Source organism: Metapseudomonas resinovorans (genome assembly GCF_002003485.1).
Taxonomy (GTDB): Bacteria; Pseudomonadota; Gammaproteobacteria; order Pseudomonadales; family Pseudomonadaceae; genus Metapseudomonas; species Metapseudomonas resinovorans_D.
Genome location: NZ_BDMA01000092.1, coordinates 23,720 through 48,362, shown reverse-complemented (window position 1 = coordinate 48,362; position 24,643 = coordinate 23,720). Strand labels below are relative to the sequence as shown.

The window sequence follows — 24,643 nt, the reverse complement described above, 5'->3', positions numbered from 1 at the left end:
ATGTCGATCAATTTCCCGCTGTTGTTGGTTATCGCCGTGGCAGTTTGCGGCGTCCTCGCGCTTGTCGACCTCGTTCTGCTGGCGCCGCGCCGGCGCTCTGCGATTGCCGCCTACGAGGGGCAGGTCAACGAGCCCGATCCGGACGTCCTCGACAGGCTGAACAAGGAACCGCTGCTGGTGGAGTACGGGAAGTCGTTCTTCCCGGTGCTGGCCATCGTGCTGGTGCTGCGTTCCTTCCTGGTCGAACCGTTCCAGATCCCGTCCGGCTCGATGAAGCCGACGCTGGAAGTGGGCGATTTCATCCTGGTCAACAAGTTCGCCTATGGCATCCGCCTGCCGGTGCTGGATAACAAGGTGATCGAGGTGGGTGACCCGCAGCGCGGCGATGTCATGGTGTTCCGCTATCCCAGCGACCCGAACATCAACTACATCAAGCGTGTGATCGGCCTGCCGGGCGATCGCATTGCCTACAGCAGCGACAAGCACCTGACCATCAATGGTAAGCCGGTCGCCGAGAAGCTGCTGGGCGAAGAACCGGGCACGCTGGGCAGCGCCAATCTCTATGAAGAGAAACTGGGCGAGGCCGAGCACCTGATCCGCAAGGAAATGAAGCGCTACCGCATGGAGCCGGGCCGCGAGTGGGTGGTGCCTCAGGGGCATTACTTCATGATGGGCGACAACCGGGACAACTCCAACGACAGCCGTTACTGGAACGACCCTCGCATTCCGAAGGACCTGCTCGGCATGGTTCCGGACCGGAATATCGTCGGCAAGGCCTTCGCCGTGTGGATGAGCTGGCCCGATCCGAAGATGCGCAATCTGCCAAACTTCTCCCGAGTGGGCCTGATTCGCTAACAGGCCCCTCGCCATTGCGGTTTTGCGGCGTTGTTCATGACAGCGCCGCAGTCGCTATATAGTCTTGCTTGCGGGCCTACCGGCCTCCAATAAAAACAGACATTGAGGTCGATCATGACGTTCGCGCGTAAGCAGAAGGGTATGTCGGTTATGGGCTGGCTGCTGGTCCTGGCCGTAGTGGCTTTCCTGGCCAGCACCGCCTTCAAGGTCATCCCGCATTACCTGGATTTCTTCTCCCTGGAGAAGATCATCACTTCGGTGGAAACCGAGAAAGCCCTGGAAATCAGGACGATTCCCGACTTCTACAGCCATGTGTCCAAGGGCATGCAGGTCAACGGTATCCGTGATCTGGACCTGGACAAGGCATTGAAGGTGACCCTGGAAAACAACGAGTTCCAGGCGCACCTGCAGTATGAAAAACGCGAACCCCTGGTCGAGAACCTCGATCTGGTGGTGCGCTTCGACAAAGAATTCCGTGTGCGAGCCCAGTGAGCGTATCCCTCAGTCGTCTCGAGCGTAAGCTCGGCTATACCTTCAAGGACCAGAGTCTGATGACTCTGGCCCTGACCCACCGCAGTTTTGCGGGGCGCAACAACGAGCGCCTCGAATTCCTCGGCGATGCCATCCTCAATTTCGTCGCCGGCGAGGCGTTGTTCGAACGCTTCCCCCAGGCCCGCGAGGGCCAGTTGTCGCGCTTGCGCGCACGGTTGGTGAAGGGTGAGACCCTGGCACTACTGGCTCGTGGCTTCGAACTGGGCGAGTACCTGCGCCTGGGGTCGGGCGAGCTGAAGAGCGGCGGTTTCCGCCGTGAGTCGATTCTCGCCGATGCACTGGAAGCGCTGATCGGCGCCATCTACCTGGATTCCGGCATGGAGGCCGCGCGCGAGCGCGTCCTCGCCTGGCTGACCAATGAACTGGAAGGCCTGACCCTGGTGGATACCAACAAGGATCCCAAGACCCGTCTGCAGGAATTCCTGCAATCTCGGGCCTGCGAACTGCCACGCTATGAAGTGGTGGATATCCAGGGTGAACCGCACTGCCGAACCTTTTTCGTCGAGTGCCAGGTCACCCTGCTGAATGACAAGACCCAGGGCCAGGGCGCCAGCCGCCGTATCGCTGAACAGGTGGCCGCCGCCGCCGCCCTGGTCGCCCTTGGTGTGGAGAATGGCAATGACTGATATCGATACCCCCCGCTGCGGCTATGTCGCCATCGTCGGCCGCCCCAATGTGGGCAAGTCCACGCTGCTCAACCACATCCTCGGACAGAAGCTGGCGATCACCTCGCGCAAGCCGCAGACCACCCGCCACAACATGCTGGGGATCAAGACCGAGGGCAACGTCCAGGCGATCTACGTCGACACCCCCGGCCTGCACAAGAAGAGCGACAAGGCGCTGAACCGCTACATGAACCGCAGCGCCTCCGCGGCGTTGAAGGACGTGGACGTGGTCGTCTTCGTTGTCGACCGTGACCGCTGGACCGAAGAGGACCAGCTGGTGCTGGAGCGTGTGCAGTATGTGCAGGGTCCGGTTCTGCTCGCGGTGAACAAGACCGACCGCATGGACGAGAAGGGCGACCTGATCCCGCACCTGTCCTGGCTCCAGGAACAGCTGCCGAACGCCGAGCTGGTGCCGATCTCCGCTCTGCAAGGCCACAACCTGGATACCCTGGAGCGCCTGGTGGCCGAGCGTCTGCCGGAAGGGGATCACTTCTTCCCGGAAGACCAGATCACCGATCGCAGCAGCCGCTTCCTTGCCGCTGAACTGGTGCGCGAGAAGATCATGCGCCAGCTGGGCGCCGAGCTGCCCTACCAGATCACCGTGGAAATCGAAGAGTTCAAGCAGGAAGGCCGTGTCCTGCACATCCACGCCCTGATCCTGGTTGAGCGCGATGGCCAGAAGAAGATCATCATCGGCGACGGTGGCGAGCGCATCAAACGCATCGGCCAGGACGCCCGCAAGGACATGGAAACCATGTTCGACTCCAAGGTCATGCTCAACCTCTGGGTGAAAGTGAAGGGCGGCTGGTCCGACGACGAGCGTGCCCTGCGTTCCCTGGGCTACAACGACCTCTGAGCCTCTCGATGATCAGCGCGGCGCTACCGACGTTCGTCCTGCACAGCAGGGCCTATCGGGAAAGCAGCGCGCTGGTCGACTTCTTCACGCCTGAAGGTCGCCTGCGCGCGGTGCTGCGCGGTGCTCGCGGCAAGGCCGGTACCCTGGCGCGGCCATTCCTGCCACTGGAAGCCGAATTCCGTGGCCGCGGCGAGCTGAAGAACGTCGGCCGGCTGGAGAGTGCCGGCATTCCCAACCTGCTGGCTGGCGAAGCGCTGTTCAGTGGCCTCTACCTCAATGAATTGCTGGTTCGCCTGCTGCCGGCCGAAGACCCGCAGCCGGCGCTGTTCGAGCATTACGCCGTCACCCTCCAGGCCCTGGCCGCCAACCGTCCGCTGGAACCCCTGCTGCGCGCATTCGAATGGCGCCTGCTGGACGAGCTGGGCTATGGTTTCGCCCTGGATTCGGACGTCGCCGGGCAACCCATCGCACCCGACGGCATCTACCGCTTGCTGCCCGATGCCGGACTGGAGCCGGTGGGGCAGCTGCAACCCGGCCTGTTCCAGGGCCGCGAACTCCTCGCGCTGGCCGAAGCCGACTGGAGCGCCCCGGGCGCCCTCGGCGCGGCCAAGCGCCTGATGCGGCAGGCCCTGGCACCTCACCTGGGCGGCCGGCCACTGGTCAGCCGCGAGCTATTCATGACGATCAAGGAACCATCCCGTGACTGAAGCCAACCGCGTACTTCTCGGCGTCAACATCGACCACGTCGCCACCCTTCGCCAGGCCCGCGGCACCCGTTACCCGGACCCGGTCAAGGCAGCGCTGGACGCCGAAGAGGCAGGCGCCGACGGCATCACCGTGCACCTGCGTGAAGACCGCCGTCACATCCAGGAGCGCGATGTGCGCCTGCTCAAGGAGGTTCTGCAGACCCGCATGAACTTCGAGATGGGTGTAACCGAGGAAATGATGGTCTTCGCCGAGGAGATTCGTCCCGAGCATGTCTGCCTTGTGCCGGAAACGCGCCAGGAGCTGACTACCGAAGGTGGCCTCGACGTTGCTGGCCAGGAAGCCCGCATCAAGGCCGCCGTGGAGCGCCTGGCCAAAGTGGGCAGTGAGGTGTCGCTGTTCATCGATGCCGATCTGCAGCAGATCGAGGCGGCGCACCGCGTTGGCGCCCCGGCCATCGAACTGCATACCGGCCGTTATGCCGATGCCCACAATCCGGAAGAAGCCGCTCGCGAACTGCAGCGCATCCAGGAGGGCGTGGCGCTGGGCCTTCGCCTCGGCCTGATCGTCAACGCCGGCCACGGCCTGCACTACCACAACGTCGAGCCGGTTGCGGCGATTCCTGGCATCAACGAACTGAACATCGGCCACGCACTGGTGGCCCACGCGCTGTTCGTCGGCTTCAAACAGGCGGTTGTGGAAATGAAGCAGCTGATCGTTGCGGCCGCCCCCAAACGCTGAGAGGCGCTGCAGAAAGCGGATTTGCAGTTCAGCGAATGAATTCGCCCCCACAGGATTCGGTTCCTGTGGGGGCGATTTCAATCGCGAAGGGCTGCGCAGCGGCCCCGTAGGTTGGCACCGAGGAACGAGGCCCAACGATGTGCGGGGTGAGTTCGCTGCGTTGGGTTTCGCAGGCTCTACCCAACCTACGAAAAGCGGTGCGTGCCCCCATAAGCAGCGATCGTCAGGGCTTGCGGGCGATCAGCACGGCGCGAGCCGGTGCCGGGAGGCCTTCGATGGTGCGGCTGTGGTCGGCGGGGTCGAGGAATTCGGGCAGCGACTGGTAACGCATCCACTCGGTGCTGCGCTGCTCCTCAACGCTGGTGTAGCTGACATCCACGCAACGGACATCCACATAACCCGCGCGGCGCAGCCACAGCTCCAGTGCCGGGACTGACGGCAGGAACCAGACGTTACGCATCTGCGCGTAGCGGTCCTCGGGCACCAGTACCTGCTGGGCGTCACCTTCCACTACCAGTGTTTCCAGCACCAGCTCGCCATTCCGGCGCAGGCAGTCCTTGAGGTCGAAGAGGTGGTCGATAGGCGAGCGGCGATGATAGAGCACGCCCATGGAGAATACGGTGTCGAACCCTTCCAGCTTGGGTGGCAGCTCTTCCAGCGCCAGCGGTAGGTGCCAGGCCGGGAGGTCCGGGAGGAAGCGCTTCATGGCCAGGAACTGGCAGAAGAACAACCAGTTCGGATCGATACCCACCACGCTATCCGCGCCGGCACCCAGCATGCGCCACTGGTAGTAACCGTTGCCGCAACCGACATCCAGCACGCGGCGACCGCGCAGGTCGAGATGGGGCGCTACCCGTGACCACTTCCAGTCCGAACGCCACTCGGTGTCGACGTGCACGCCGAACAGTTCGAAGGGGCCTTTGCGCCAAGGGATGAGTCCCTGCAGCGCGGACTTCAGTACAGCGCGGGTTGCTTCGTCACAGGGGCCGTCAAGCAGGAAGCGCTGGGCCAGTTCCACCTGTTGCGGTTGCAGGGTCGGGAGGGCGTTGACCGCAGCGCCCCAGCGCTCCAGGTCGCCATGACCAACCGTCATCTTTGCGTCGAGTTGTGCGGGCAGGTCGACCGCCCAATCCTGCAGGGGAGTGCCTGCCAGCCTTTGCTGCAGGGCATCGAGGTCCAGCGTACGAATCATGGTAGGGCGATCAGTGAGGCGAAATTGAGGCACTGGAACCAGGGCACGACCTTGGAGAAACCGGCGGCCAGCAGGCGCTCGCGGTGTTCTTCCAGGCTGTCCGGGTGCATGACGTTTTCCAGCGCGCTGCGCTTCTGGGCGATTTCCAGCTCGCTGTAACCATTGGCGCGCTTGAAGGCGACATGCAGTTCGGTGAGCAACTGGTGTTCTTCGGCGTCTTCGAAGCGCAGCTTCTCGGAGAGGATCAGCGCACCGCCAGGCAGCAGCGCCTTTTGAATGCGGGAGAGGAGTTCGACGCGGTGCTCGCGGGGTACGAACTGCAGGGTGAAGTTCATCGCCACCAGCGAGCAGGGCTGAAAGTCGAGGGCGAGGATATCGGCTTCGATCACCTCGACCGGCAACAACTCCTGGAACATGGCGTCCTGGGCGTGCAGGTATTCGCGGCAGCGTTCCACCATGGCGCTGGAGTTATCCACAGCGACGACCTTGCAGCCGTCGGTCTTCACATGGCGACGCAGCGCCTGGGTCACCGCGCCAAGGGAGCTGCCCAGGTCGTAGAGCGGGGTGCCGGGCTGGGCGAATTGCGCCGCCAGCACGCCGATGTTCTCGACGATGGTGGGATAACCCGGTACCGAGCGCTTGATCATGTCCGGGAAGACCCGGACCACGTCCTCGTTAAAGGCGAAGTCGGCGACTTGGGCCTGGGGATTGGCGTAGATGCGATCGGGACGTTCGGTCACGGGCCGGTACCAGCAATGGAAAAGGCCGGCATTCTAACGGACTGCGCGGCGCGGCCAAACCACCCTCACTTCAGCTGATCGGAAAAGAACTCGCCTGCCCCTTGCAGCGGCCCCAGTGGATTGCGCTTGACCTCATGTCGGCGGATGTTCGGCTCGCCGTTACTCACCTTGTGCACCACCACGTCATCCACCAGCACGAACACCGCGCGGAAGACCCAGCCCTGCAACTCCCGGTTCTTGCGGAAGTTGAACACGTCGGCCCAGAAGTTGCCGACCCGCTGGGTATCCGTCTTGGTGAACTCGAAGGCGTAACCGATGCAGCGATCCTTGGCTTCCAGGCATTTCATCAGGCCTTCAGGAAGATAGTCGATGGGCACGTTGGGCTGGACGAACATCAGGCGCACGTCGATGAACGAAAGCATCTTGCCGTTGCCCTGGATCAGCGGGTCGAAGCCCAGGGAAAACAGCTCGGGGCGCGTCGTCTTTCCCGGCACCGCCTGTGAATAGCGGATCTCCGCATCGGTGTAGTCCCTGAATGGCGACAGAACTTCGGCCCGCTCGCTGGGCAGCAGGCTACCGCAGCCTGTGAGAAGAACCGCACAGCAAAGCAGGCTCCACAGTCGTACCAGGCTGCCCATCACACGCTCCATTTTCCAGTGTCCGCCTAATTGCTATAGCCGATTTCCCGAGAGGGTGCCGATGGATTTTTCGAGGAGGGCACCGCGGTCGAAAATGCCACTACTGAGGCCGCGATGCCGAACTGGCCCAGCCAGTAGCTGAGAATGATGGAGTAGCTCGCGCCGTCAAATGGCGAGACGAAACGGTTGATGCCGATGAGACTGTCGGAGAGCACGAATAGCGCTGCACCGCCTGCCGCCAGCATCGCCGACTTGCGCTCGACACCGGCGCCCAGACGGGCCAGGGCGCGCCAGAGCATCGCGCTGATGGCCAGCGCATAGCAGGCAACTGGTATCAGCAAACCGCCCAGTCCGCCAGACGCGAGCAGGGCGAAGATGCCGCCTCCGCAGCCCGCCGCCACCAGTAGGGCGACAGGCGCCAACTGGCCGCTTTGCTGCAGGTAGGCGCACAGATAGGCGAGATGGGCGAGCAGGAAAGCGCCAAGGCCGAAGACGAACAGATCGGCCGGCCATTCCAGCAGCATGTCGCCGAGCAGGGACAGGAGCAGGCCAATCGTGATCCAGCGGCGATACGGCCCGGAAGGCGCGCGGCGCAGCCAGAGCAGCAGGGCGATGATGGGGATCGGCTTGCTGACGAAGCACAGCCAGTCCAGTTCAAGTGCGACGCCGGTGAGGAAAGACAGCACACCAGCCAGGCCGAAGATCAAGGTTCCCATGAATGCTCCCGCGAATCCGTCAGAGCAGCACTATGGGAACCCGGCGCGGCGCTCGCCAGGCGGCGAACGCCATTGGTGCAGTCATTTGGCGCTATTTGACGCTGATCTGGCAGTCGAAGGATTCGGCCGGCGCCACGTCGGTCTCCCAGGGGCGCTGGTAATCCAGGTGCAGGCGGCCCTCGCCGGGCTGGCTGGCCTTGAAGCGCCAGGTGGATTGGCCCGCGCTTCCCACCAGGCCCGCGTCTTCGGGGGTCGAATAGACCTCCGGGCCAAGGCTCTGCAGCACATTGGCGGCCGCGTCGCGGACGACCCAGCGGAAGCCGGTGGTGGGGTTGCTGGGCAGGGTCAGCACCAGCGGCTGGCCCTGGCTGAGGGATAGCGGGCAATCGTCCTGCTGGTCCTGAAGCACCACGGAGCCGGTCTTCTGCTGGGCGCAGGCGCCGAGCAGGATGAATCCCAGGGGCAGCAGCAGGCGAGGGGAGGGAACGAGGGACATCGGAGGCTCCGTCGGTCAAGGGCGGGGGTCAGCATAACGGCTGACTCCGACCTTGCGTAGGTTCCGAAGGGGAAATCTCATCTCAAGCGAGGCTGTGGAAGCGATTTCAATCGCGAATGAATTCGCTCCCACCCCGCCGGACGCGCAGGCTCAGGCGAACAGCAACTTCGCCACGTCGCCGAAGCGGCGCGCGAAGTGCACCGTCAGGCCCTCCTTGAGGTAGTCCGGCAGCTCTTCGAAGGCGCCCCGGTTGGCTTCCGGCAGGATCAGCTCGAAGATTTTCTGCCGGCGGGCGGCAATGACCTTCTCGCGGACTCCACCGATGGGCAGCACCTGGCCGGTGAGTGTCAGCTCGCCGGTCATGGCAACGCCTTTCTTCGGCGTCTGGTTGCGTGCCAGGGACAACAGGGCGCTGGCCATGGTGATGCCGGCGCTGGGGCCATCCTTGGGCGTCGCGCCCTCCGGCACGTGGAGGTGGACGAAGGCCTGGTCGAAGAACGTCGGGTCGCCGCCATAGCGTTTCAAGTTGGAGCTGATGTAGCTGTAGGCGATCTCGGCCGATTCCTTCATGACTTCGCCCAGTTGGCCGGTGAGCTTGAAGCCCCGGTTCAGGGTATGGATGCGCGTCGCTTCGATGGGCAGGGTGGCGCCGCCCAAGCTCGTCCAGGCCAGACCGGTGATCACGCCGATACCCGCCAGCACCTGTTCACGGCGGAACGGCGGCAGGCCGAGGAAGTTCTCCAGGTCCTTCTGCCCAACCTTGATCTTCGCCTCGGGTTCCTCCAGCAGGCGCACCACGGACTTGCGGATGATCTTGCCCAGCTGCTTCTCCAGCTGGCGAACGCCCGCTTCCCGCGCATAGCCATCGATCACCGAGGTGAGGGCGCCGTCGGTGATGGACAGGCGATCCTTCGGTACGCCGGTACGTTCCAGCAGGCGCGGCCAGAGGTGACGCTTGGCGATGGCGTGCTTCTCTTCGGTGATGTAGCTGGAGAGGCGAATGGTTTCCATGCGGTCCAGCAGCGGGCCGGGGATGGAATCCAGAGTGTTGGCGGTGCAGACGAACAGCACCTTGGACAGGTCCAGGCGCAGGTCCAGGTAATGGTCGAGGAATTCGACGTTCTGTTCCGGGTCGAGCGTCTCCAGCAGGGCCGAAGCCGGGTCGCCCTGGTGGCTGGCGCCGAGCTTGTCGATCTCGTCGAGCATGATGACCGGGTTCATCACCTCCACTTCCTTCAGGGCCTGCACCAGCTTGCCGGGCAAGGCCCCGATGTAGGTGCGACGGTGGCCCTTGATTTCGGCCTCGTCGCGCATGCCGCCGACGCTGAAGCGGTAGAACGGGCGGCCCAGGGATTCGGCGATGGACTTGCCGATGCTGGTCTTGCCCACGCCGGGCGGGCCCACCAGCAGCACGATGGAACCGGAGATTTCACCCTTGAAGGCACCTACCGCGAGAAACTCGAGGATGCGGTTCTTCACGTCGTCGAGCCCGGCGTGGTGCTTGTCCAGCACCCTGCGGGCATGTTTGAGATCGAGCTTGTCCGCCCCGTATACGCCCCAGGGCACGGACGTGGCCCAATCCAGGTAATTGCGGGTGACAGCGTATTCCGGCGATCCGGTTTCCAGGATCGACAGCTTGTTCAGCTCCTCGTCGATGCGCTTCTTCGCCTGCTCCGGCAGCACCTTGCCGTCCAGGCGCTGGATGAACTGCTCGCTGTCGGCACTGCGGTCATCCTTGGTGATGCCCAGCTCCTGCTGGATCAGTTTCAGCTGTTCCTTGAGGAAGAACTCGCGTTGGTGCTGGCCGATCTTGCGATTCACCTCGGCGGACAGCTCGCTTTGCAGCCGCGCCATTTCCACTTCCTTGCGCAGCAGCGGCAGCACTTTCTCCATGCGCTTGAGGATCGGCACCGTGTCCAGCACTTCCTGCAGCTCGTGGGCGGGCGCGGTGGTCAATGCGGCGGCGAAGTCGGTCAGCGGCGACGGGTCGTTCGGGCTGAAGCGGTTGAGGTAGTTCTTCAGTTCTTCGCTGTACAACGGGTTGAGCGGCAACAGCTCCTTGATCGCATTGATCAGCGCCATGCCGTAGGCCTTCACCTCGTCTCGAGGGTCCTGGGGGCTCTGTGGATAATCCACCTCCACCAGGAAGGGAGGGCGATGGCGTTTGAGCCAGCCGCGAATCCGTACGCGCGACAAGCCCTGGGCCACGAACTGCAGTTTGCCGCCCTCGCGGCTGGCGTGGTGCACGCGCACCAGGGTGCCGTGTTCCGGCAGGGTGTTGGGATCGAAATGGCGCGGGTCTTCCGGTGGGTTCTCCATGAAGAACAGCGCCAGGCAGTGATGCTCCGTCTTGGCCACCAGCTCGAGTGTTTCCCCCCAGGGCTCTTCGTTGACGATTACCGGTAGCACCTGGGCCGGGAAGAACGGGCGGTTGTGGATAGGGATGATGTAGACCTTGTCCGGCAGGTTCTGGCCAGGCAGTACCAAGCCTGTCCGCTGGCTGGAAGTAGCTTCTTCGACGATGTCGGCGTTGATGTCCTGATCGCTCATGGGGGCACCTGGCTATTGGCTTACCCAGGCTATGTGGGGCAATCCATTGGTCTTTTCAACCGCCTGACGCCACGGCCTTCTGCCGTGCGGCGCTGTGCAACCCCGGTTGTGCCCGCTAGAATGCGCAAATTTTGATCAAGCCCCACCATGCTCGAAGCTCGTCTCCTGCGCCTGGACGATCAGGCCCATCACCACGCCCACGACCATCACCAACTGGTGATGTCCCTTGCCGGCCGCGCCGAGTTCGAGGTGGATGGCCGTGGCGGCGAGGTTTGCCGGATGCGTGCGTGCCTGGTGCCGGGGGATGCCGGGCACGAGTTCGCGGGCGTGGGCGAGAACCGCATGCTGATCCTCGATCTGGATGAGCACGGCACTTCGGCCGAGGACCTGGAGCTGCTGGGTCGTCTCTTCGAAACGCCGCGTTATCCGGAACTGGATGCGGACTTCCAGAATCTCCTGAGCTATGCCGGTGCGGAACTGGCGCGCTATGGCAGCGATCCGTTGTTGGCCAGATCCCTGGGCGGACTTCTGTTGCGTGCCCTGTATCTGCGCCTGTTCGGGGATGTGCAGCGGCGCCCGGCGGGCAGTCTCGATATCGAGCGTCTGGATGGCTATATCCAGGGCAATCTGTCGCGGCGGATCAGCGTGGCAGAATTGGCCCAGGTAGCCTGCCTGAGCCCGAGTCACTTCCATGCCCAGTTCAAGGACCACCTGGGCCTGACACCCCACCAATACCTGCTGAAAACCCGCCTCGATCGTGCCGCCCGTCTGTTGCGCGAAAGCGAACAACCCCTGGTGCGGATCGCCGAGGAATGCGGCTTCTCCAGCCAGAGCGCGTTAACCACTGCGATGCGTCGCTATCTGGGGCTCACGCCCAAGCGACTGCGCGGCGCCAGGTAATTCCTACCTGCTAGTGCCGCTGCCTCCGCTCGAACCCACCATCGACCTGTTTTCTGCCCTCGGTAACTGCCGGAGTTGCAACCTTTTCCAGGGTTCTTTTATCGGGTTGTACCTGTTGGGCAACCTATGCTTGGTGTGGAAATAGCGGAATTTGCCGAAATGTCCGTTTCATGGGCTTGCGGGTGGGTTGCACCTTTTGGCGGAAAGTTCCCTGAATCAGAGGATTTGGCAAAGAAACCAGAGAATCCTAAAAGAAAGGCGCAGTGCCATATCTCTAAATTCCGCACTCGCCTTGCGGGGCCCAAATGGGAATCGTTCTTGCGAGCCCTGATGGATGTACTAGACCGCGCAATAGCGCGGTTCACAGGTGCGCCGGGAGCGTTACGGATTCGTGCGATGGGCCAGGTCCACCAGAGCTGGCCCGTCGTCGCATTGGTGGGGCCGGATGCCCTGTGACCATTGCCCGATCGGGATTACATCGGCCCCATGGCTGACGTGGTCGGGAAGCAAACCGGTAGCCGCCACAAGTGGCCGCCAAATACCAACCACGGGAGCGGACTACCCGCCGCCCCCGAATAAAAACAAACGAGCAGGGGAGACCCCCATGAGTATGAGCAACCCGATGCTGATCACTTTTGTGATCTATATCGCGGCCATGGTGCTGATCGGCTTCGCCGCCTATCGCTCCACCAACAACCTTTCCGACTACATCCTCGGTGGTCGCAGCCTCGGTAGCTTCGTTACCGCCCTGTCCGCCGGCGCCTCCGACATGAGCGGCTGGCTGCTGATGGGCCTGCCGGGTGCCGTCTACCTCTCCGGTCTCTCCGAAAGCTGGATCGCCATTGGCCTGATCATCGGCGCCTACCTCAACTGGCTGCTGGTTGCCGGCCGTCTGCGCGTGCAGACCGAACACAACGGCAACGCCCTGACCCTGCCGGACTACTTCACCAACCGCTTCGAAGACAACAGCCGCATCCTGCGCATCTTCTCCGCCGTGGTGATCCTGGTGTTCTTCACCATCTACTGCGCCTCCGGCGTTGTCGCCGGTGCCCGCCTGTTCGAGAGCACCTTCGGCATTTCCTACGAAACCGCCCTGTGGGCCGGTGCTGCCGCCACCATCTGCTACACCTTTGTCGGTGGTTTCCTGGCAGTGAGCTGGACCGACACCGTGCAGGCCAGCCTGATGATCTTCGCGCTGATCCTCACTCCCATCATTGTGATGATCGCTACCGGCGGCATGGACACCACCTTCATCGCGATCGAAATGAAGGATGCGGCCAACTTCGACATGCTCAAGGGCGCCAGCTTCGTCGGCGTGATCTCCCTGCTCGCCTGGGGCCTGGGCTACTTCGGCCAGCCGCACATCCTGGCGCGCTTCATGGCCGCTGACTCCGTCAAATCCATCCCGAACGCCCGCCGCATCTCCATGACCTGGATGATTCTCTGCCTGGGTGGCGCGGTCGCTGTTGGCTTCTTCGGCATCGCCTACTTCTCCGCCCATCCGGAGCAGGCTGGCGCCGTCACCGAGAACCACGAGCGTGTGTTCATCGAACTGGCCAAGATCCTCTTCAACCCGTGGATCGCCGGTGTGCTGCTGTCCGCCATCCTGGCCGCGGTCATGTCCACCCTGAGCTGCCAGTTGCTGGTGTGCTCCAGCGCCCTGACCGAAGACTTCTACAAGGCCTTCTTCCGCAAGAACGCCAGCCAGGCCGAACTGGTCTGGGTCGGTCGCGCCATGGTGCTGCTGGTGGCCGTGATTTCCATCGTCATCGCCGCTGACCCGGAAAGCAAGGTACTGGGCCTGGTGTCCTATGCCTGGGCCGGCTTCGGCGCTGCCTTCGGTCCGGTGGTGATCCTGTCGCTGATCTGGAAAGGCATGACCCGTAACGGCGCGCTGGCTGGCATGATCCTGGGTGCGGTGACCGTTGTCCTGTGGAAGAACTTCTTCGGCTGGACCGGCCTGTACGAAATCATTCCGGGCTTCATCCTCTGCACCCTCGGCATCCTGATCTTCAGCCGCATCGGCAATGCGCCGTCCGCTGCGATGATCAAGCGCTTCGACGAAGCCGAGAAGGAATACCAGGACGCCCACGTCTGACACTGTGCGGCACGCGGCCGGTCGTCCGCGTGCCGTGCTCCGGGTTGATCCCGGGCTCTCACCAACGACCCGATAGTGCTTCACCGGCCCATGTCCCTGGATATGGGCCGGTTTTTTTTGCCTTGTGGATAAGTGAATGCGGGCCTGCCCGGCACTACGCGATTTTCGGTGCTTCGACCATAGTCCGGGTTTGGTAAGACCATGGTCGAATGGCCCTGTAGAAGGGTGGGGGATACAAAAGACGCCATACAAAAACAACTACCCACCGAGGTAAGACCCAATGAGTGCTGCTTCTCTTTATCCGGTCCGCCCTGAAGTGGCCGCCCAGTCCCTCACCGACGAAGCGACCTACAAAGCCATGTACCAGCAGTCCGTGATCAATCCGGACGGTTTCTGGCGCGAACAGGCCAAGCGCCTGGACTGGATCAAGCCTTTCACCAAGGTTAAGCAGACCTCCTTCGACGACCATCACGTCGATATCAAGTGGTTCGCCGACGGCACCCTCAACGTCTCCGCCAACTGCCTGGACCGCCATCTCGCCGAGCGCGGCGACCAGGTCGCGATCATCTGGGAGGGCGACGATCCTTCCGAGCACGAACACATCACCTACCGCGACCTGCACGAGCGGGTCTGCAAGTTCGCCAACGCCCTGCGTGGCCAGGATGTGCATCGCGGTGACGTGGTGACCATCTACATGCCGATGATCCCGGAAGCCGTGGTCGCCATGCTGGCCTGCACCCGTATCGGCGCCATCCACTCCGTGGTGTTCGGTGGCTTCTCCCCCGAGGCCCTGGCTGGCCGCATCATCGACTGCCGTTCCAAGGTGGTGATCACCGCTGACGAAGGCTTGCGCGGCGGCAAGAAGACTCCGCTCAAGGCCAACGTCGATGACGCGCTGACCAACCCGGAAACCAGCAGCGTGCAGAAGATCATCGTGGTCAAGCGCACGGGCAGCGAGATCAAATGGAACCAGCACCGCGACGTCTGGTACGAAGACCTCATGAAAGTGGCGGGCAGCACCTGCGCGCCGAAGGAGATGGGTGCCGAGGACCCGCTGTTCATCCTCTACACCTCCGGCTCCACCGGAAAGCCCAAGGGCGTCCTGCACACCACCGGCGGCTACCTGACCTACGCATCGCTGACCCATGAGCGCGTGTTCGACTACCGTCCGGGCGAAGTCTTCTGGTGCACCGCGGACATCGGCTGGGTGACCGGCCACACCTATCTGGTCTACGGGCCGCTCTCCAATGGCGCCACGACGGTCATGTTCGAAGGCGTACCGAACTATCCGGACATGACCCGCGTGGCGAAGATCGTCGACAAGCACAAGGTCAACGTTCTCTACACCGCGCCGACCGCCATCCGCGCCATGATGGCCGAGGGCAAGGCTGCGGTTGAAGGCGCCGATGGCTCCAGCCTGCGCCTGCTCGGTTCCGTGGGTGAGCCGATCAACCCGGAAGCCTGGCACTGGTACTACGAGAACGTCGGCCAGAGCCGTTGCCCGATCGTCGACACCTGGTGGCAGACCGAAACTGGCGCCTGCCTGATGACGCCGCTGCCGGGCGCCCACGCCATGAAGCCGGGCTCTGCCGCGCGTCCGTTCTTCGGCGTTCAGCCGGCGCTTGTGGATAACCTCGGCAACATCATCGAGGGTCCGGCCGAAGGCAACCTGGTGATCATCGACTCCTGGCCGGGTCAGGCGCGCACCCTGTATGGCGACCACGACCGCTTCGTCGATACCTACTTCAAGACCTTCCGTGGCATGTACTTCACGGGCGACGGTGCCCGTCGCGATGAAGACGGCTACTGGTGGATCACCGGCCGCGTGGATGATGTGCTGAACGTCTCCGGTCACCGCATGGGCACCGCCGAGATCGAAAGCGCGATGGTGGCCCACTCCAAGGTCGCCGAGGCCGCGGTCGTGGGCGTGCCGCACGACATCAAGGGGCAGGGCATCTATGTCTACGTCACACTGAACGCCGGCGAGGAGACTTCCGAGCAACTGCGTCAGGAACTGAGAAACTGGGTGCGCAAGGAGATCGGTCCGATCGCTACCCCAGACGTAATCCAGTGGGCTCCGGGCCTTCCGAAGACCCGCTCGGGCAAGATCATGCGCCGTATCCTGCGCAAGATCGCCGTCGCCGAGTACGACTCTCTCGGCGACATCTCCACTCTGGCTGATCCCGGCGTGGTGCAGCACCTCATCGATACTCATCGCACCATGCAGGTCGCCTGACCGGCACCTGCAGCAAAACCCCGCCCGGGCCACAAGCCCGGGCGGGGTTTTGCATTTCATGGCCGGAAGAATCGTGGCGGCGTCGCACGGATGAAATTCCTCCATTTCGGCCGAATGGAGATCGCATCACGCCAGCGTTGTAATTTCCGATTCTTTATCGAGTTTCCGCGGGGGAGGGGAGCCCGGGTAACAGTCGCGGTTACGGAGTGCACCCATCTGCTTCCAACGGGAACGCGCTGTGCTCTTTCGGAGCGTTCTTTGCGTCGTTGAAAACAAGTTCAAACTCGCAAGTCCGCAGAATAATTGGGCTTTCTATTTTATGGTCCGATAATTGCCTTTTTTTAGGGTTCTGTGCATTGTCTTTCCGGCACTTTTCCATGTGCCTGTCAATCCTCTTCCGACCCCTCTCCAGTGCTTCTGTAATTTGTTGTCGCATTGAAGAAATATCGACTTCGGGGCTGTGGCTAGAATGCCGCACACCCAGTCGGAGCCTTTTGCACACGGCATTCAGCCGGCAAAGACGACGACTCTTTCTACAATTCGTGGACCGTCTGGGCGAATCTCACGCTGCCAACAGAAGCCATATCCCTTTGAAGGAGTCATAACATGAAGAAGATCGCACTTCTCGGCGCCATGGCGCTGTCCCTGTTGTCGCCGTTGGCCGCCATTGCAGATGATGCCAAGCCGTTGCGCATTGGTATCGAAGCCGCTTACCCGCCCTTCGCCTACAAAACTCCGGAAGGCAAGATCACCGGCTTCGACTACGACATCGGCAACGCCCTGTGCGCCGAGATGAAAGTCGAGTGCAAGTGGATCGAGCAGGAGTTCGACGGCCTGATCCCTGCCCTGAAAGTACGCAAGTTCGACGCTGTGCTCTCTTCCATGAGCATCACCGAAGAGCGCCTGAAATCGGTCGACTTCACCAAGAAGTACTACCACACCCCCGCTCGCCTCGCGATGAAGGAAGGCACTGTCATCAATGACCCGCTGACCGACCTCAAAGGCAAGAAAGTCGGCGTGCAGCGCGCTTCCATTTACGACCGCTACGCCACCGACGTTTTCGCGCCGGCTGGTGCCGAAGTGGTTCGCTACAGCTCGCAGAACGAAATCTTCCTGGACATGACCGCTGGCCGCCTCGACGCCACCCTGGCGGACGTGGTGAACATCGACGACGGTTTCCTCAAGACCGACGCCGGCAAGGGCTTCGCCCTGGTAGGCCCAGACTTCAACGAGAAGAAGTACTTCGGTGAAGGTGCCGGTATCGCCGTGCGCAAGGGTGACACGGCCCTGGCCGAGAAGATCAACACTGCCATCGCTGCCATCCGCGCCAATGGCAAGTACAAGGAAGTGCAGGACAAGTACTTCAAGTTCGACGTCTACGGCGAGTAATCGCTTTTCCCTGAAAGTGGCACAAACTTCACATAGCGGTTTGTGCCACTTTTTCGTTGTGGCGGTGCCGCCCGGAGCATCCCGGCGCGCTGCATGAGGATCTGAATCATGCTCAACGGCTACGGCTCGACCATTCTCGATGGTGCCTGGCTCACCCTGTTGCTGGCCCTGTCTTCCATAACCATGGCGGTGGTGCTCGGCCTGATTGGCGCGGCGTTCCGGCTGTCCCCGATCAAGTGGCTGTCCTTGCTGGGCGAGACTTACGCCACCGTGATCCGTGGCATTCCCGACCTGGTGCTGATCCTGCTGATCTTCTACGGCGGTCAGCAGATCGTGAACGTCGTCGCGCCGATGGTTGGCTACGACGACTACATCGATCTGGACCCCTTCTGGTCCGGTGTCTTCACCCTCGGTTTCATCTTCGGCGCGTACCTCTCGGAAACCTTCCGCGGCGCCTTCATGGCGATCCCGAAAGGGCAGGGCGAGGCCGGCCTGGCCTATGGCATGAGCGGCACCAAGGTGTTCTTCCGCATCCTCGTGCCGCAGATGATCCGTCTGGCGATTCCCGGCTTCACCAACAACTGGCTGGTGATGACCAAGGCCACCGCGCTGATTTCGGTGGTCGGCCTGCAGGACATGATGTTCAAGGCCAAGAGTGCAGCGGATGCGACCCGTGAACCCTTCACTTTCTACCTCGCGGTTGCCGCGCTCTATCTGGTGCTGACCAGCGTCTCGCTGCTGGCGCTGCGTTACATGGAGCGACGCTACTCGGCGGGCATCAAGGCGGCTGAACTATGATCTTCGACTACAACGTGATCTGGGAGAGCCTGCCGCTCTACTTCGGCGGTGTGCTGGTAACCCTCAAGCTCCTGGCGATTTCCCTGGCGCTGGGCCTGACCACAGCCGTGCCGTTGGCGCTGATGCGGGTGTCCAAGCAGCCCTGGGTGAACTTCCCGGCCTGGCTCTACACCTATGTGATTCGCGGCACCCCGATGCTGGTGCAGCTGTTCCTCATTTACTACGGCCTGGCCCAGTTCGAAGCGGTGCGTGAAAGCGTCTTCTGGCCTTATCTGTCCAATGCGACCTTCTGCGCCTGTGTGGCCTTCGCGATCAACACCAGCGCCTACACCGCCGAAATTCTCGCCGGCAGCATCAAGGCCACGCCCCATGGCGAGATCGAAGCGGCCAAGGCCATGGGCATGTCCCGCGGCAAGCTCTACCGCCGCATCCTGCTGCCGTCAGCCCTGCGTCGTGCGCTGCCGCAGTACAGCAACGAAGTCATCATGATGCTGCACACCACCAGCCTGGCGTCCATCGTCACCCTGATCGACATCACCGGCGCTGCGCGCACCGTGAACTCGCAGTACTACCTGCCGTTCGAGGCCTTCATCACCGCGGGTGCGTTCTACCTGTGCCTGACCTTCGTCCTGGTACGCCTGTTCAAGGCGGCCGAGCGTCGCTACCTGGCCTATCTGGCCCCGCGCAAGGCCTGACGCCATGCAACGTATCGACCATGAACTGCCCTGGGGATGCCTGGGGACCCGTCGCCAGCTGACGGTCTTCCGTTTCGGCAGCGGCGAGCGCAAGGCGTACATCCAGGCGTCCCTGCACGCCGATGAGCTGCCGGGCATGCGTGTGGCCGTGGAACTCAAGCGCCGCCTGCGCGAGCTGGAAGAGCAGGGCCGCCTGAAGGGCGTGATCGAGCTGGTGCCGGTGGCCAACCCCGTTGGCCTTGGCCAGCTCGTCCAGGCTGCCCAGCAGGGCCGCTTCGAGCTGGGTAGCGGAAAGAACTTCAATCGTGATTTCGCGGACCTCGCCAGCCTCGTGGCGGATCGCCTGGACGGCCGTCTGGGCGCCGATGCGATGGAGAACGTGGCACTTATCCGCCAGGCCATGGGCGAAGCGCTGGCTGCACTGCCACCGGCAGGTTCCGAGTTGGCGGGCATGCAGCGTCTGCTCCTGCAGCACGCCTGCGATGCCGACCTGGTCCTGGATCTGCACTGCGACTTCGAAGCTGCGGTGCATCTCTACTGCCTGCCGCAGCACTGGCGCGAACTGCGCCCCTTGGCTGCGCGCCTGGAAGCGGGTGCGGTCCTGACCGCCGAAGACTCCGGCGGCAGCTCATTCGATGAGTCCTGCTCGTTGCCCTGGCTGCGTCTGGCCCAGCGCTTCCCCGAAGCATCGATTCCTCCGGCCTGCATGGCGACCACTGTGGAGCTGGGCAGCATGGCGGATACCGACAAGCCGCTGGCCGAGGCACGCGCCGAAGCCATCCTGGCCTTCCTCGCTGACCAGGGCCTGATCACCGGTGATTGGCCGGTTGCCCCGCAGGACTGCTGCGAGGCGACGCCGTTCGAAGGGGCTGAATATCTCTATGCGCCGCACTCCGGAGTCGTGAGCTTCCTCCAGAGCGCCGGGGCGAAGGTCAAGGCTGGCGATCCGCTGTTCGAAGTGATCGACCCGCTGGATGACCGTCATGCAGTGGTTTGCGCGTCGATTGACGGCGTGCTGTTCGCGCGTGAGCGGATGCGATTCGCGCAACCTGGACTTTGGCTGGCCAAGGTGGCCGGCCGTGAACCCATTCGTCAGGGACGCCTGCTGAGCGACTGAGCCAAACGAGACCGAAACCATGTACAAACTGGAAGTCCAAGATCTGCACAAGCGCTATGGCAGCCACGAAGTCCTCAAGGGCGTGTCCCTGGCGGCGAAGGCTGGCGACGTCATCAGCATCATCGGCTCGAGCGGCTCGGGCAAGAGTACCTTCCTGCGCTGCATCAACATGCTGGAGCAGCCCCACGGCGGCAAGATCCTCCTCAATGGCGAGGAGCTGAAGCTCGTGGCCAACAAGGACGGCGGCCTGAAGGCGGCCGATGCCAAGCAACTGCAACGCATGCGTTCGCGTCTGGCGATGGTGTTCCAGCACTTCAACCTCTGGTCGCACATGAGCGCCCTGGAGAACGTCATCGAGGCGCCGGTGCATGTGCTCGGCGTACCGAAGAAGGAAGCCATCGAGAAGGCCGAGCACTACCTGGCCAAGGTGGGCGTGGCCCATCGCAAGGACGCCTATCCGGCGCACATGTCCGGTGGCGAACAGCAGCGTGTGGCGATTGCCCGTGCCCTGGCCATGGAGCCGGAAGTGATGCTGTTCGACGAACCCACTTCGGCTCTCGACCCGGAGCTGGTGGGTGAAGTGCTGAAGGTCATGAAGGACCTGGCCGTCGAAGGCCGCACCATGGTCGTGGTCACCCACGAGATGGGCTTTGCCCGCGAGGTATCCAACCAACTGGTGTTCCTGCACAAGGGCCTGGTGGAAGAGCGCGGTTGCCCGAAGGAAGTGCTGGCAAATCCGCAATCCGATCGCCTCAAACAGTTCCTTTCCGGCAGTCTGAAGTGATCCTCGCTGCGGCGGCCCCAAGGCCGCCGCAGCGCATTCGAATCCCTGTTTCACCACGTCTCTTTCCTTTCTCCGGGGTCTGCTAAGCTGCCTGCCATGACTGCCCATCGAATCGCTTTTCTCCTCTGGCCCGGCACCAAGGCGCTGACCCTGGCACTGGCCGAGGAAGCTCTGCGCGTTGCCCAGCGACTGCATCCGGAAGTGGTCTACGACATGTCCTTCCTCCAGGCCGAGCCGGCCACCGAGGGCGCCTGGCGCCTGCCGGGTGACGCCTGGGTGGGCAAGCTGGAAGGTCTGCATCGCCTGTTCCTGGTGGCCGACGAGCCGCCGGCACAGACATCGCCGGCACTCTCTGCTGCGCTCAAGCAGGCCGTACGTGCCGGCTGCGTGGTCGGCGGTCTCTCCGCCGGCGTCTATCCGCTGGCCCAACTGGGCCTGCTGGATGGCTACCGCGCCGCCGTGCACTGGCGCTGGCAGGACGACTTCACCGAGCGATTCCCCAAGGTTATTGCGACCAGCCATCTGTTCGACTGGGACCGTGACCGCCTCACCGCATGCGGTGGGCTGGCAGTACTCGACCTGTTGCTGGCGGTGCTCGCTCGCGACCACGGCGCTGAACTGGCTGGCGCGGTGTCCGAAGAGCTGGTTGTAGAGCGCATTCGCGAGGGTGGCGAGCGCCAGCGCATTCCGTTGCAGAACCGATTGGGCTCCAGCCATCCGAAGCTGACCCAGGCCGTGCTGTTGATGGAAGCCAATATCGAAGAGCCGCTGACCACCGACGAAATCGCCCAGCACGTCTGCGTGTCCCGTCGCCAGCTGGAACGAATCTTCAAGCAGTACCTCAACCGCGTGCCCAGCCAGTACTACCTGGAGCTGCGCCTGAACAAGGCACGGCAGATGCTGATGCAGACCAGCAAGTCGATCATCCAGATCGGCCTGTCCTGTGGCTTCTCTTCCGGCCCGCACTTCTCCAGCGCCTACCGCAATTTCTTCGGCGTTACCCCGCGCGAAGATCGCAACCAGCGCCGCGGCGCCAGCCCCTTCGAGACCCAGCAACCGTTGCCGACCCCGGTGGCGGAGCGAAGCTGATTCTTCGTCTCCGCCGTTCTTCTTGGGCACTGCTCTTGTAGGGGCGAATTCATTCGCCAAGGGCAGCGCAGCTGCCCCGTGATGTCCGAAAGGCAGTCCTGCGGACTGCTTGGCGAATGAATTCGCCCCTACAGGCTTTCCGCTCGCTCCCTGCATGAGTACCCACCAGTCACCCCGTGGAGAAATTTTCCCCACGGGTGCGTAGCGGTGGCGATCAGCGTTTAAACTGCGCCTTCCCGACGCTTTCTGTCGCATTTCCATAAGCGCCGGTTTTCGCAGGGTTGGCGCTGTAAGAAGTTGTCGCATGGCGGCAATGCCAACCCAGAATCAGTCCCTACAATCCTTTCATCACTAGCCGTTCATGGCAGGAGAAACTGATGTCCGTTGAGCATGCGCAGGTCGAGCGCGCCGATTTCGACAAGGTGATGGTTCCCAACTACGCCCCCGCCGCTTTCATCCCGGTGCGTGGCCAGGGTTCCCGTGTCTGGGACCAATCCGGTCGCGAGCTGATCGATTTTGCCGGCGGTATCGCAGTGAACTCCCTCGGTCATGCGCACCCGGCGCTGGTCAAGGCGCTGACCGAACAGGCCAACAAGATCTGGCACGTATCCAACGTCTTCACCAACGAGCCGGCCCTGCGCCTGGCCAAGAAGCTGGTGGACGCCACTTTCGCCGAGCGCGTGTTCCTGGCCAACTCCGGTGCTGAAGCCAACGAAGCAGCTTTCAAACTGGCTCGTCGTTATGCCCATGACGTCTATGGCCCGCAGAAGCACGAGATCATCTCCGCCACCAACAGCTTCCACGGTCGTACCCTGTTCACCGTGACCGTTGGCGGCCAGCCGAAGTACTCCGACGGCTTCGGCCCGAAGATGGAAGGCATCAGCCATGTGCCCTTTAACGATCTGGAAGCCCTGAAGGCGGCCATCTCCGACAAGACCTGTGCCGTGGTCCTGGAACCCGTGCAGGGCGAAGGTGGTGTACTGCCGGCTGACAAGGCCTACCTGGAAGGCGCCCGCAAGCTGTGCGACGAGCACAATGCGCTGCTGATCTTCGACGAAGTGCAGAGCGGCATGGGTCGTACCGGTCACCTGTTCGCCTACGAGCACTACGGCGTGACTCCGGACATCCTCTCCAGCGCCAAGAGCCTGGGCGGTGGATTCCCCATCGGCGCCATGCTGACCACCACCGAGATCGCCAAGCACCTGGCGGTCGGCACCCACGGCACCACCTACGGCGGTAACCCGCTGGCCAGTGCCGTTGCCGAGGCCGTGCTCGATGTGATCAACACCCCTGAAGTGCTCAGCGGCATCATTGCCAAGCATGACCGCTTCAAGACCCGTCTCGAGGCGATCGGAGCCAAGTACGGCCTCTTCTCCGAGGTTCGTGGTCTGGGCCTCTTGATCGGCGCTGCCCTGTCCGATGCCTGGAAAGGCAAGGCCAAGGACGTACTGAACGCGGCCGAGAAGGAAGCGGTGATGGTCCTGCAGGCCGGCCCGGACGTGGTGCGCTTCGCACCCAGCCTGGTGATCCCTGATGCGGACATCGATGAAGGCCTGGACCGCTTCGAGCGCGCCGTCGCCAAGTTGACCCAGGCGTAAGTCCTCCGCGGGACGCAGTGCAGGGAAGCGCTGCGCTGCGGTCCCGGGGATGGAACAGATTCATGCGTGAGTGCGGGCCATTGGGGCCCGTCTTTTCTCCGGATGGAACCACTGGTTCGTTCGGAGTCTTCAACAAGAAAAGGAGTGACCCCCATGTTGGTGATGCGCCCCGCGCAAATGGCCGATCTCGCTGAAGTCCAGCGCCTGGCCGCGGACAGCCCCGTGGGTGTCACTTCGTTGCCGGATGACGCCGAGGTCCTGGGCGAGAAGATTGCCGCGTCCGAGGCATCCTTCTCCGCCGAGGTGAGCTTCAACGGCGAGGAGAGCTATTTCTTCGTCCTTGAAGATAGCAAGACCGGCCGTCTCGCCGGCTGCTCGGCGATCGTCGCCTCGGCCGGTTTCTCCGAGCCTTTCTACAGTTTCCGCAACGAGACGTTCGTACATGCCTCTCGTTCGCTTTCGATCCACAACAAGATCCACGTCCTGTCGCTCTGCCATGACCTCACTGGCAACAGCCTGCTGACCAGCTTCTACGTCGAGCGCGACCTGGTGAACACCGCCATTGCCGAACTCAACTCCCGCGGCCGCCTGCTGTTCATGGCCAGCAACCCGGAGCGCTTCGCCGATGCCGTGGTAGTGGAAATCGTCGGCTACAGCGACGAGCACGGCGAGTCGCCGTTCTGGGACGCGGTGGGGCGCAACTTCTTCGACCTCAACTACACCGAGGCCGAGCGCCTGTCCGGCCTGAAGAGCCGCACTTTCCTCGCCGAGCTGATGCCGCATTACCCGATCTATGTGCCGCTGCTGCCGGACGAAGCCCAGGAATCCATGGGCCAGGTGCATCCGCGCGCGCAGATCACCTTCGACATCCTGATGCGCGAAGGCTTCGAGACCGACAACTACATCGACATCTTCGATGGCGGTCCGACCCTCCATGCGCGCACCTCGAGCATCCGTTCCATCGCGCAGAGCCGCATGGTGCCGGTGAAGCTCGGTGAGCAGGGCAAGGGCGGACGGCAGTACCTGGTGTGCAACGGCCAGTTGCAGGATTTCCGCGCGATCGTCGCCGATCTCGACTGGGTTCCGGGCAAGCCGGTGGTGTTGGGTGAAGAGGCCGCCGAAGCGCTGGGTGTTGGCGAAGGTGCCAGCGTCCGCCTGATCGCGGTTTGAGTCTTTGATCCTCCTCCCGCCGGGAGGAGGTGGGCCCTGGTGGGCCGGATGAGGGCACTGCTC

At 62.8% G+C, this 24,643-nt stretch carries 23 protein-coding genes; 17 read left to right on the top strand and 6 right to left on the bottom strand.

The annotated features are described in order from the left end of the window. From lepB to pdxJ, 6 genes are all read left to right on the top strand, one after another. A complete protein-coding gene (lepB, locus tag MnOB_RS25985; protein WP_077527419.1) occupies positions 1 to 855 on the top strand; it encodes a signal peptidase I in 855 nt (284 codons plus the stop codon). Positions 856 to 969: 114 nt separating this feature from the next. Beyond that, a complete protein-coding gene (locus MnOB_RS25980; RefSeq protein WP_077527418.1) occupies positions 970 to 1,347 on the top strand; it encodes a DUF4845 domain-containing protein in 378 nt (125 codons plus the stop codon). Next, positions 1,344 to 2,033, top strand: a complete 690-nt coding sequence (gene rnc, locus MnOB_RS25975; protein ID WP_077527417.1) for a ribonuclease III — start codon at positions 1,344 to 1,346, stop codon at positions 2,031 to 2,033. Before MnOB_RS25980 ends, rnc begins: the two co-directional genes overlap by 4 nt. Then, complete coding sequence (gene era, locus MnOB_RS25970; protein WP_077527416.1) at positions 2,026 to 2,928, top strand: GTPase Era; 903 nt, start codon at positions 2,026 to 2,028, stop codon at positions 2,926 to 2,928. The genes rnc and era overlap by 8 nt, the downstream gene beginning before the upstream one ends. Positions 2,929 to 2,936: 8 nt before the next feature. Further along, positions 2,937 to 3,635: a DNA repair protein RecO gene (gene recO / locus MnOB_RS25965; protein WP_077527415.1), complete on the top strand. Its 699-nt coding sequence runs from the start codon at positions 2,937 to 2,939 to the stop codon at positions 3,633 to 3,635. Then, the gene (gene pdxJ, locus MnOB_RS25960; protein WP_077527414.1) at positions 3,628 to 4,374 is read left to right on the top strand and encodes a pyridoxine 5'-phosphate synthase; all 747 of its coding nucleotides are present in this window, start codon (positions 3,628 to 3,630) and stop codon (positions 4,372 to 4,374) included. Before recO ends, pdxJ begins: the two co-directional genes overlap by 8 nt. Before the next feature lie 223 nt (positions 4,375 to 4,597). Here the strand turns inward: pdxJ and cmoB are convergent, their stop codons facing one another. From cmoB to lon, 6 genes are all read right to left on the bottom strand, one after another. Then, positions 4,598 to 5,566, bottom strand: a complete 969-nt coding sequence (gene cmoB / locus MnOB_RS25955; protein ID WP_077527413.1) for a tRNA 5-methoxyuridine(34)/uridine 5-oxyacetic acid(34) synthase CmoB — start codon at positions 5,564 to 5,566, stop codon at positions 4,598 to 4,600. Further along, a complete protein-coding gene (cmoA, locus tag MnOB_RS25950) occupies positions 5,563 to 6,306 on the bottom strand; it encodes a carboxy-S-adenosyl-L-methionine synthase CmoA (protein ID WP_077527412.1) in 744 nt (247 codons plus the stop codon). Before cmoA ends, cmoB begins: the two co-directional genes overlap by 4 nt. A 65-nt stretch (positions 6,307 to 6,371) precedes the next feature. Further along, positions 6,372 to 6,944 carry a hypothetical protein gene (locus MnOB_RS25945; protein WP_077527411.1) on the bottom strand — a complete coding sequence of 191 codons (573 nt, stop codon included), beginning with the start codon at positions 6,942 to 6,944 and terminating at the stop codon, positions 6,372 to 6,374. A gap of 26 nt (positions 6,945 to 6,970) precedes the next feature. Beyond that, positions 6,971 to 7,660 (bottom strand): lysoplasmalogenase, encoded by a 690-nt coding sequence (locus MnOB_RS25940; protein ID WP_077527410.1) that lies wholly within the window; start codon positions 7,658 to 7,660, stop codon positions 6,971 to 6,973. Positions 7,661 to 7,751: 91 nt separating this feature from the next. Beyond that, positions 7,752 to 8,156 carry a protease inhibitor I42 family protein gene (locus tag MnOB_RS25935; RefSeq protein WP_077527409.1) on the bottom strand — a complete coding sequence of 135 codons (405 nt, stop codon included), beginning with the start codon at positions 8,154 to 8,156 and terminating at the stop codon, positions 7,752 to 7,754. 150 nt (positions 8,157 to 8,306) lie between these two features. After that, positions 8,307 to 10,706, bottom strand: coding sequence for an endopeptidase La (gene lon / locus MnOB_RS25930; protein ID WP_077527408.1), 2,400 nt, complete (start codon positions 10,704 to 10,706; stop codon positions 8,307 to 8,309). Positions 10,707 to 10,853: 147 nt separating this feature from the next. Here lon and MnOB_RS25925 point away from each other — a divergent pair, with 147 nt between their 5' ends. The 11 genes from MnOB_RS25925 to aruF all read left to right on the top strand — a co-directional run bounded on the left by MnOB_RS25925 (position 10,854) and on the right by aruF (position 24,580). Beyond that, positions 10,854 to 11,606, top strand: coding sequence for a helix-turn-helix transcriptional regulator (locus MnOB_RS25925; RefSeq protein ID WP_077527407.1), 753 nt, complete (start codon positions 10,854 to 10,856; stop codon positions 11,604 to 11,606). A 604-nt stretch (positions 11,607 to 12,210) separates the two neighbouring features. Continuing rightward, entirely contained in the window at positions 12,211 to 13,704 is a 1,494-nt protein-coding gene (putP, locus tag MnOB_RS25920) for a sodium/proline symporter PutP (RefSeq protein ID WP_077527406.1), read from the top strand. 280 nt (positions 13,705 to 13,984) lie between these two features. After that, a complete protein-coding gene (acs, locus tag MnOB_RS25915) occupies positions 13,985 to 15,940 on the top strand; it encodes an acetate--CoA ligase (protein ID WP_077527405.1) in 1,956 nt (651 codons plus the stop codon). A 606-nt stretch (positions 15,941 to 16,546) separates the two neighbouring features. Then, a complete protein-coding gene (locus MnOB_RS25910) occupies positions 16,547 to 17,329 on the top strand; it encodes an ABC transporter substrate-binding protein (RefSeq protein ID WP_077527404.1) in 783 nt (260 codons plus the stop codon). 108 nt (positions 17,330 to 17,437) lie between these two features. Further along, positions 17,438 to 18,127 carry an ABC transporter permease gene (locus MnOB_RS25905; protein WP_077527403.1) on the top strand — a complete coding sequence of 230 codons (690 nt, stop codon included), beginning with the start codon at positions 17,438 to 17,440 and terminating at the stop codon, positions 18,125 to 18,127. Next, positions 18,124 to 18,822 carry an ABC transporter permease gene (locus tag MnOB_RS25900; protein ID WP_077527402.1) on the top strand — a complete coding sequence of 233 codons (699 nt, stop codon included), beginning with the start codon at positions 18,124 to 18,126 and terminating at the stop codon, positions 18,820 to 18,822. The genes MnOB_RS25905 and MnOB_RS25900 overlap by 4 nt, the downstream gene beginning before the upstream one ends. A 4-nt stretch (positions 18,823 to 18,826) precedes the next feature. Then, on the top strand, positions 18,827 to 19,939 hold the full coding sequence (locus tag MnOB_RS25895) for a succinylglutamate desuccinylase/aspartoacylase family protein (protein WP_077527401.1): 1,113 nt from the start codon (positions 18,827 to 18,829) through the stop codon (positions 19,937 to 19,939). 19 nt (positions 19,940 to 19,958) lie between these two features. Then, a complete protein-coding gene (gene aotP / locus MnOB_RS25890; RefSeq protein ID WP_028626373.1) occupies positions 19,959 to 20,723 on the top strand; it encodes an arginine/ornithine transport ATP-binding protein AotP in 765 nt (254 codons plus the stop codon). A 96-nt stretch (positions 20,724 to 20,819) separates the two neighbouring features. After that, complete coding sequence (gene argR / locus MnOB_RS25885) at positions 20,820 to 21,812, top strand: transcriptional regulator ArgR (protein ID WP_077527400.1); 993 nt, start codon at positions 20,820 to 20,822, stop codon at positions 21,810 to 21,812. A 377-nt stretch (positions 21,813 to 22,189) separates the two neighbouring features. Beyond that, on the top strand, positions 22,190 to 23,410 hold the full coding sequence (locus tag MnOB_RS25880; protein ID WP_077527399.1) for an aspartate aminotransferase family protein: 1,221 nt from the start codon (positions 22,190 to 22,192) through the stop codon (positions 23,408 to 23,410). Positions 23,411 to 23,563: 153 nt separating this feature from the next. Further along, a complete protein-coding gene (gene aruF, locus MnOB_RS25875; RefSeq protein ID WP_077527398.1) occupies positions 23,564 to 24,580 on the top strand; it encodes an arginine/ornithine succinyltransferase subunit alpha in 1,017 nt (338 codons plus the stop codon). Positions 24,581 to 24,643: the final 63 nt, after the last annotated feature.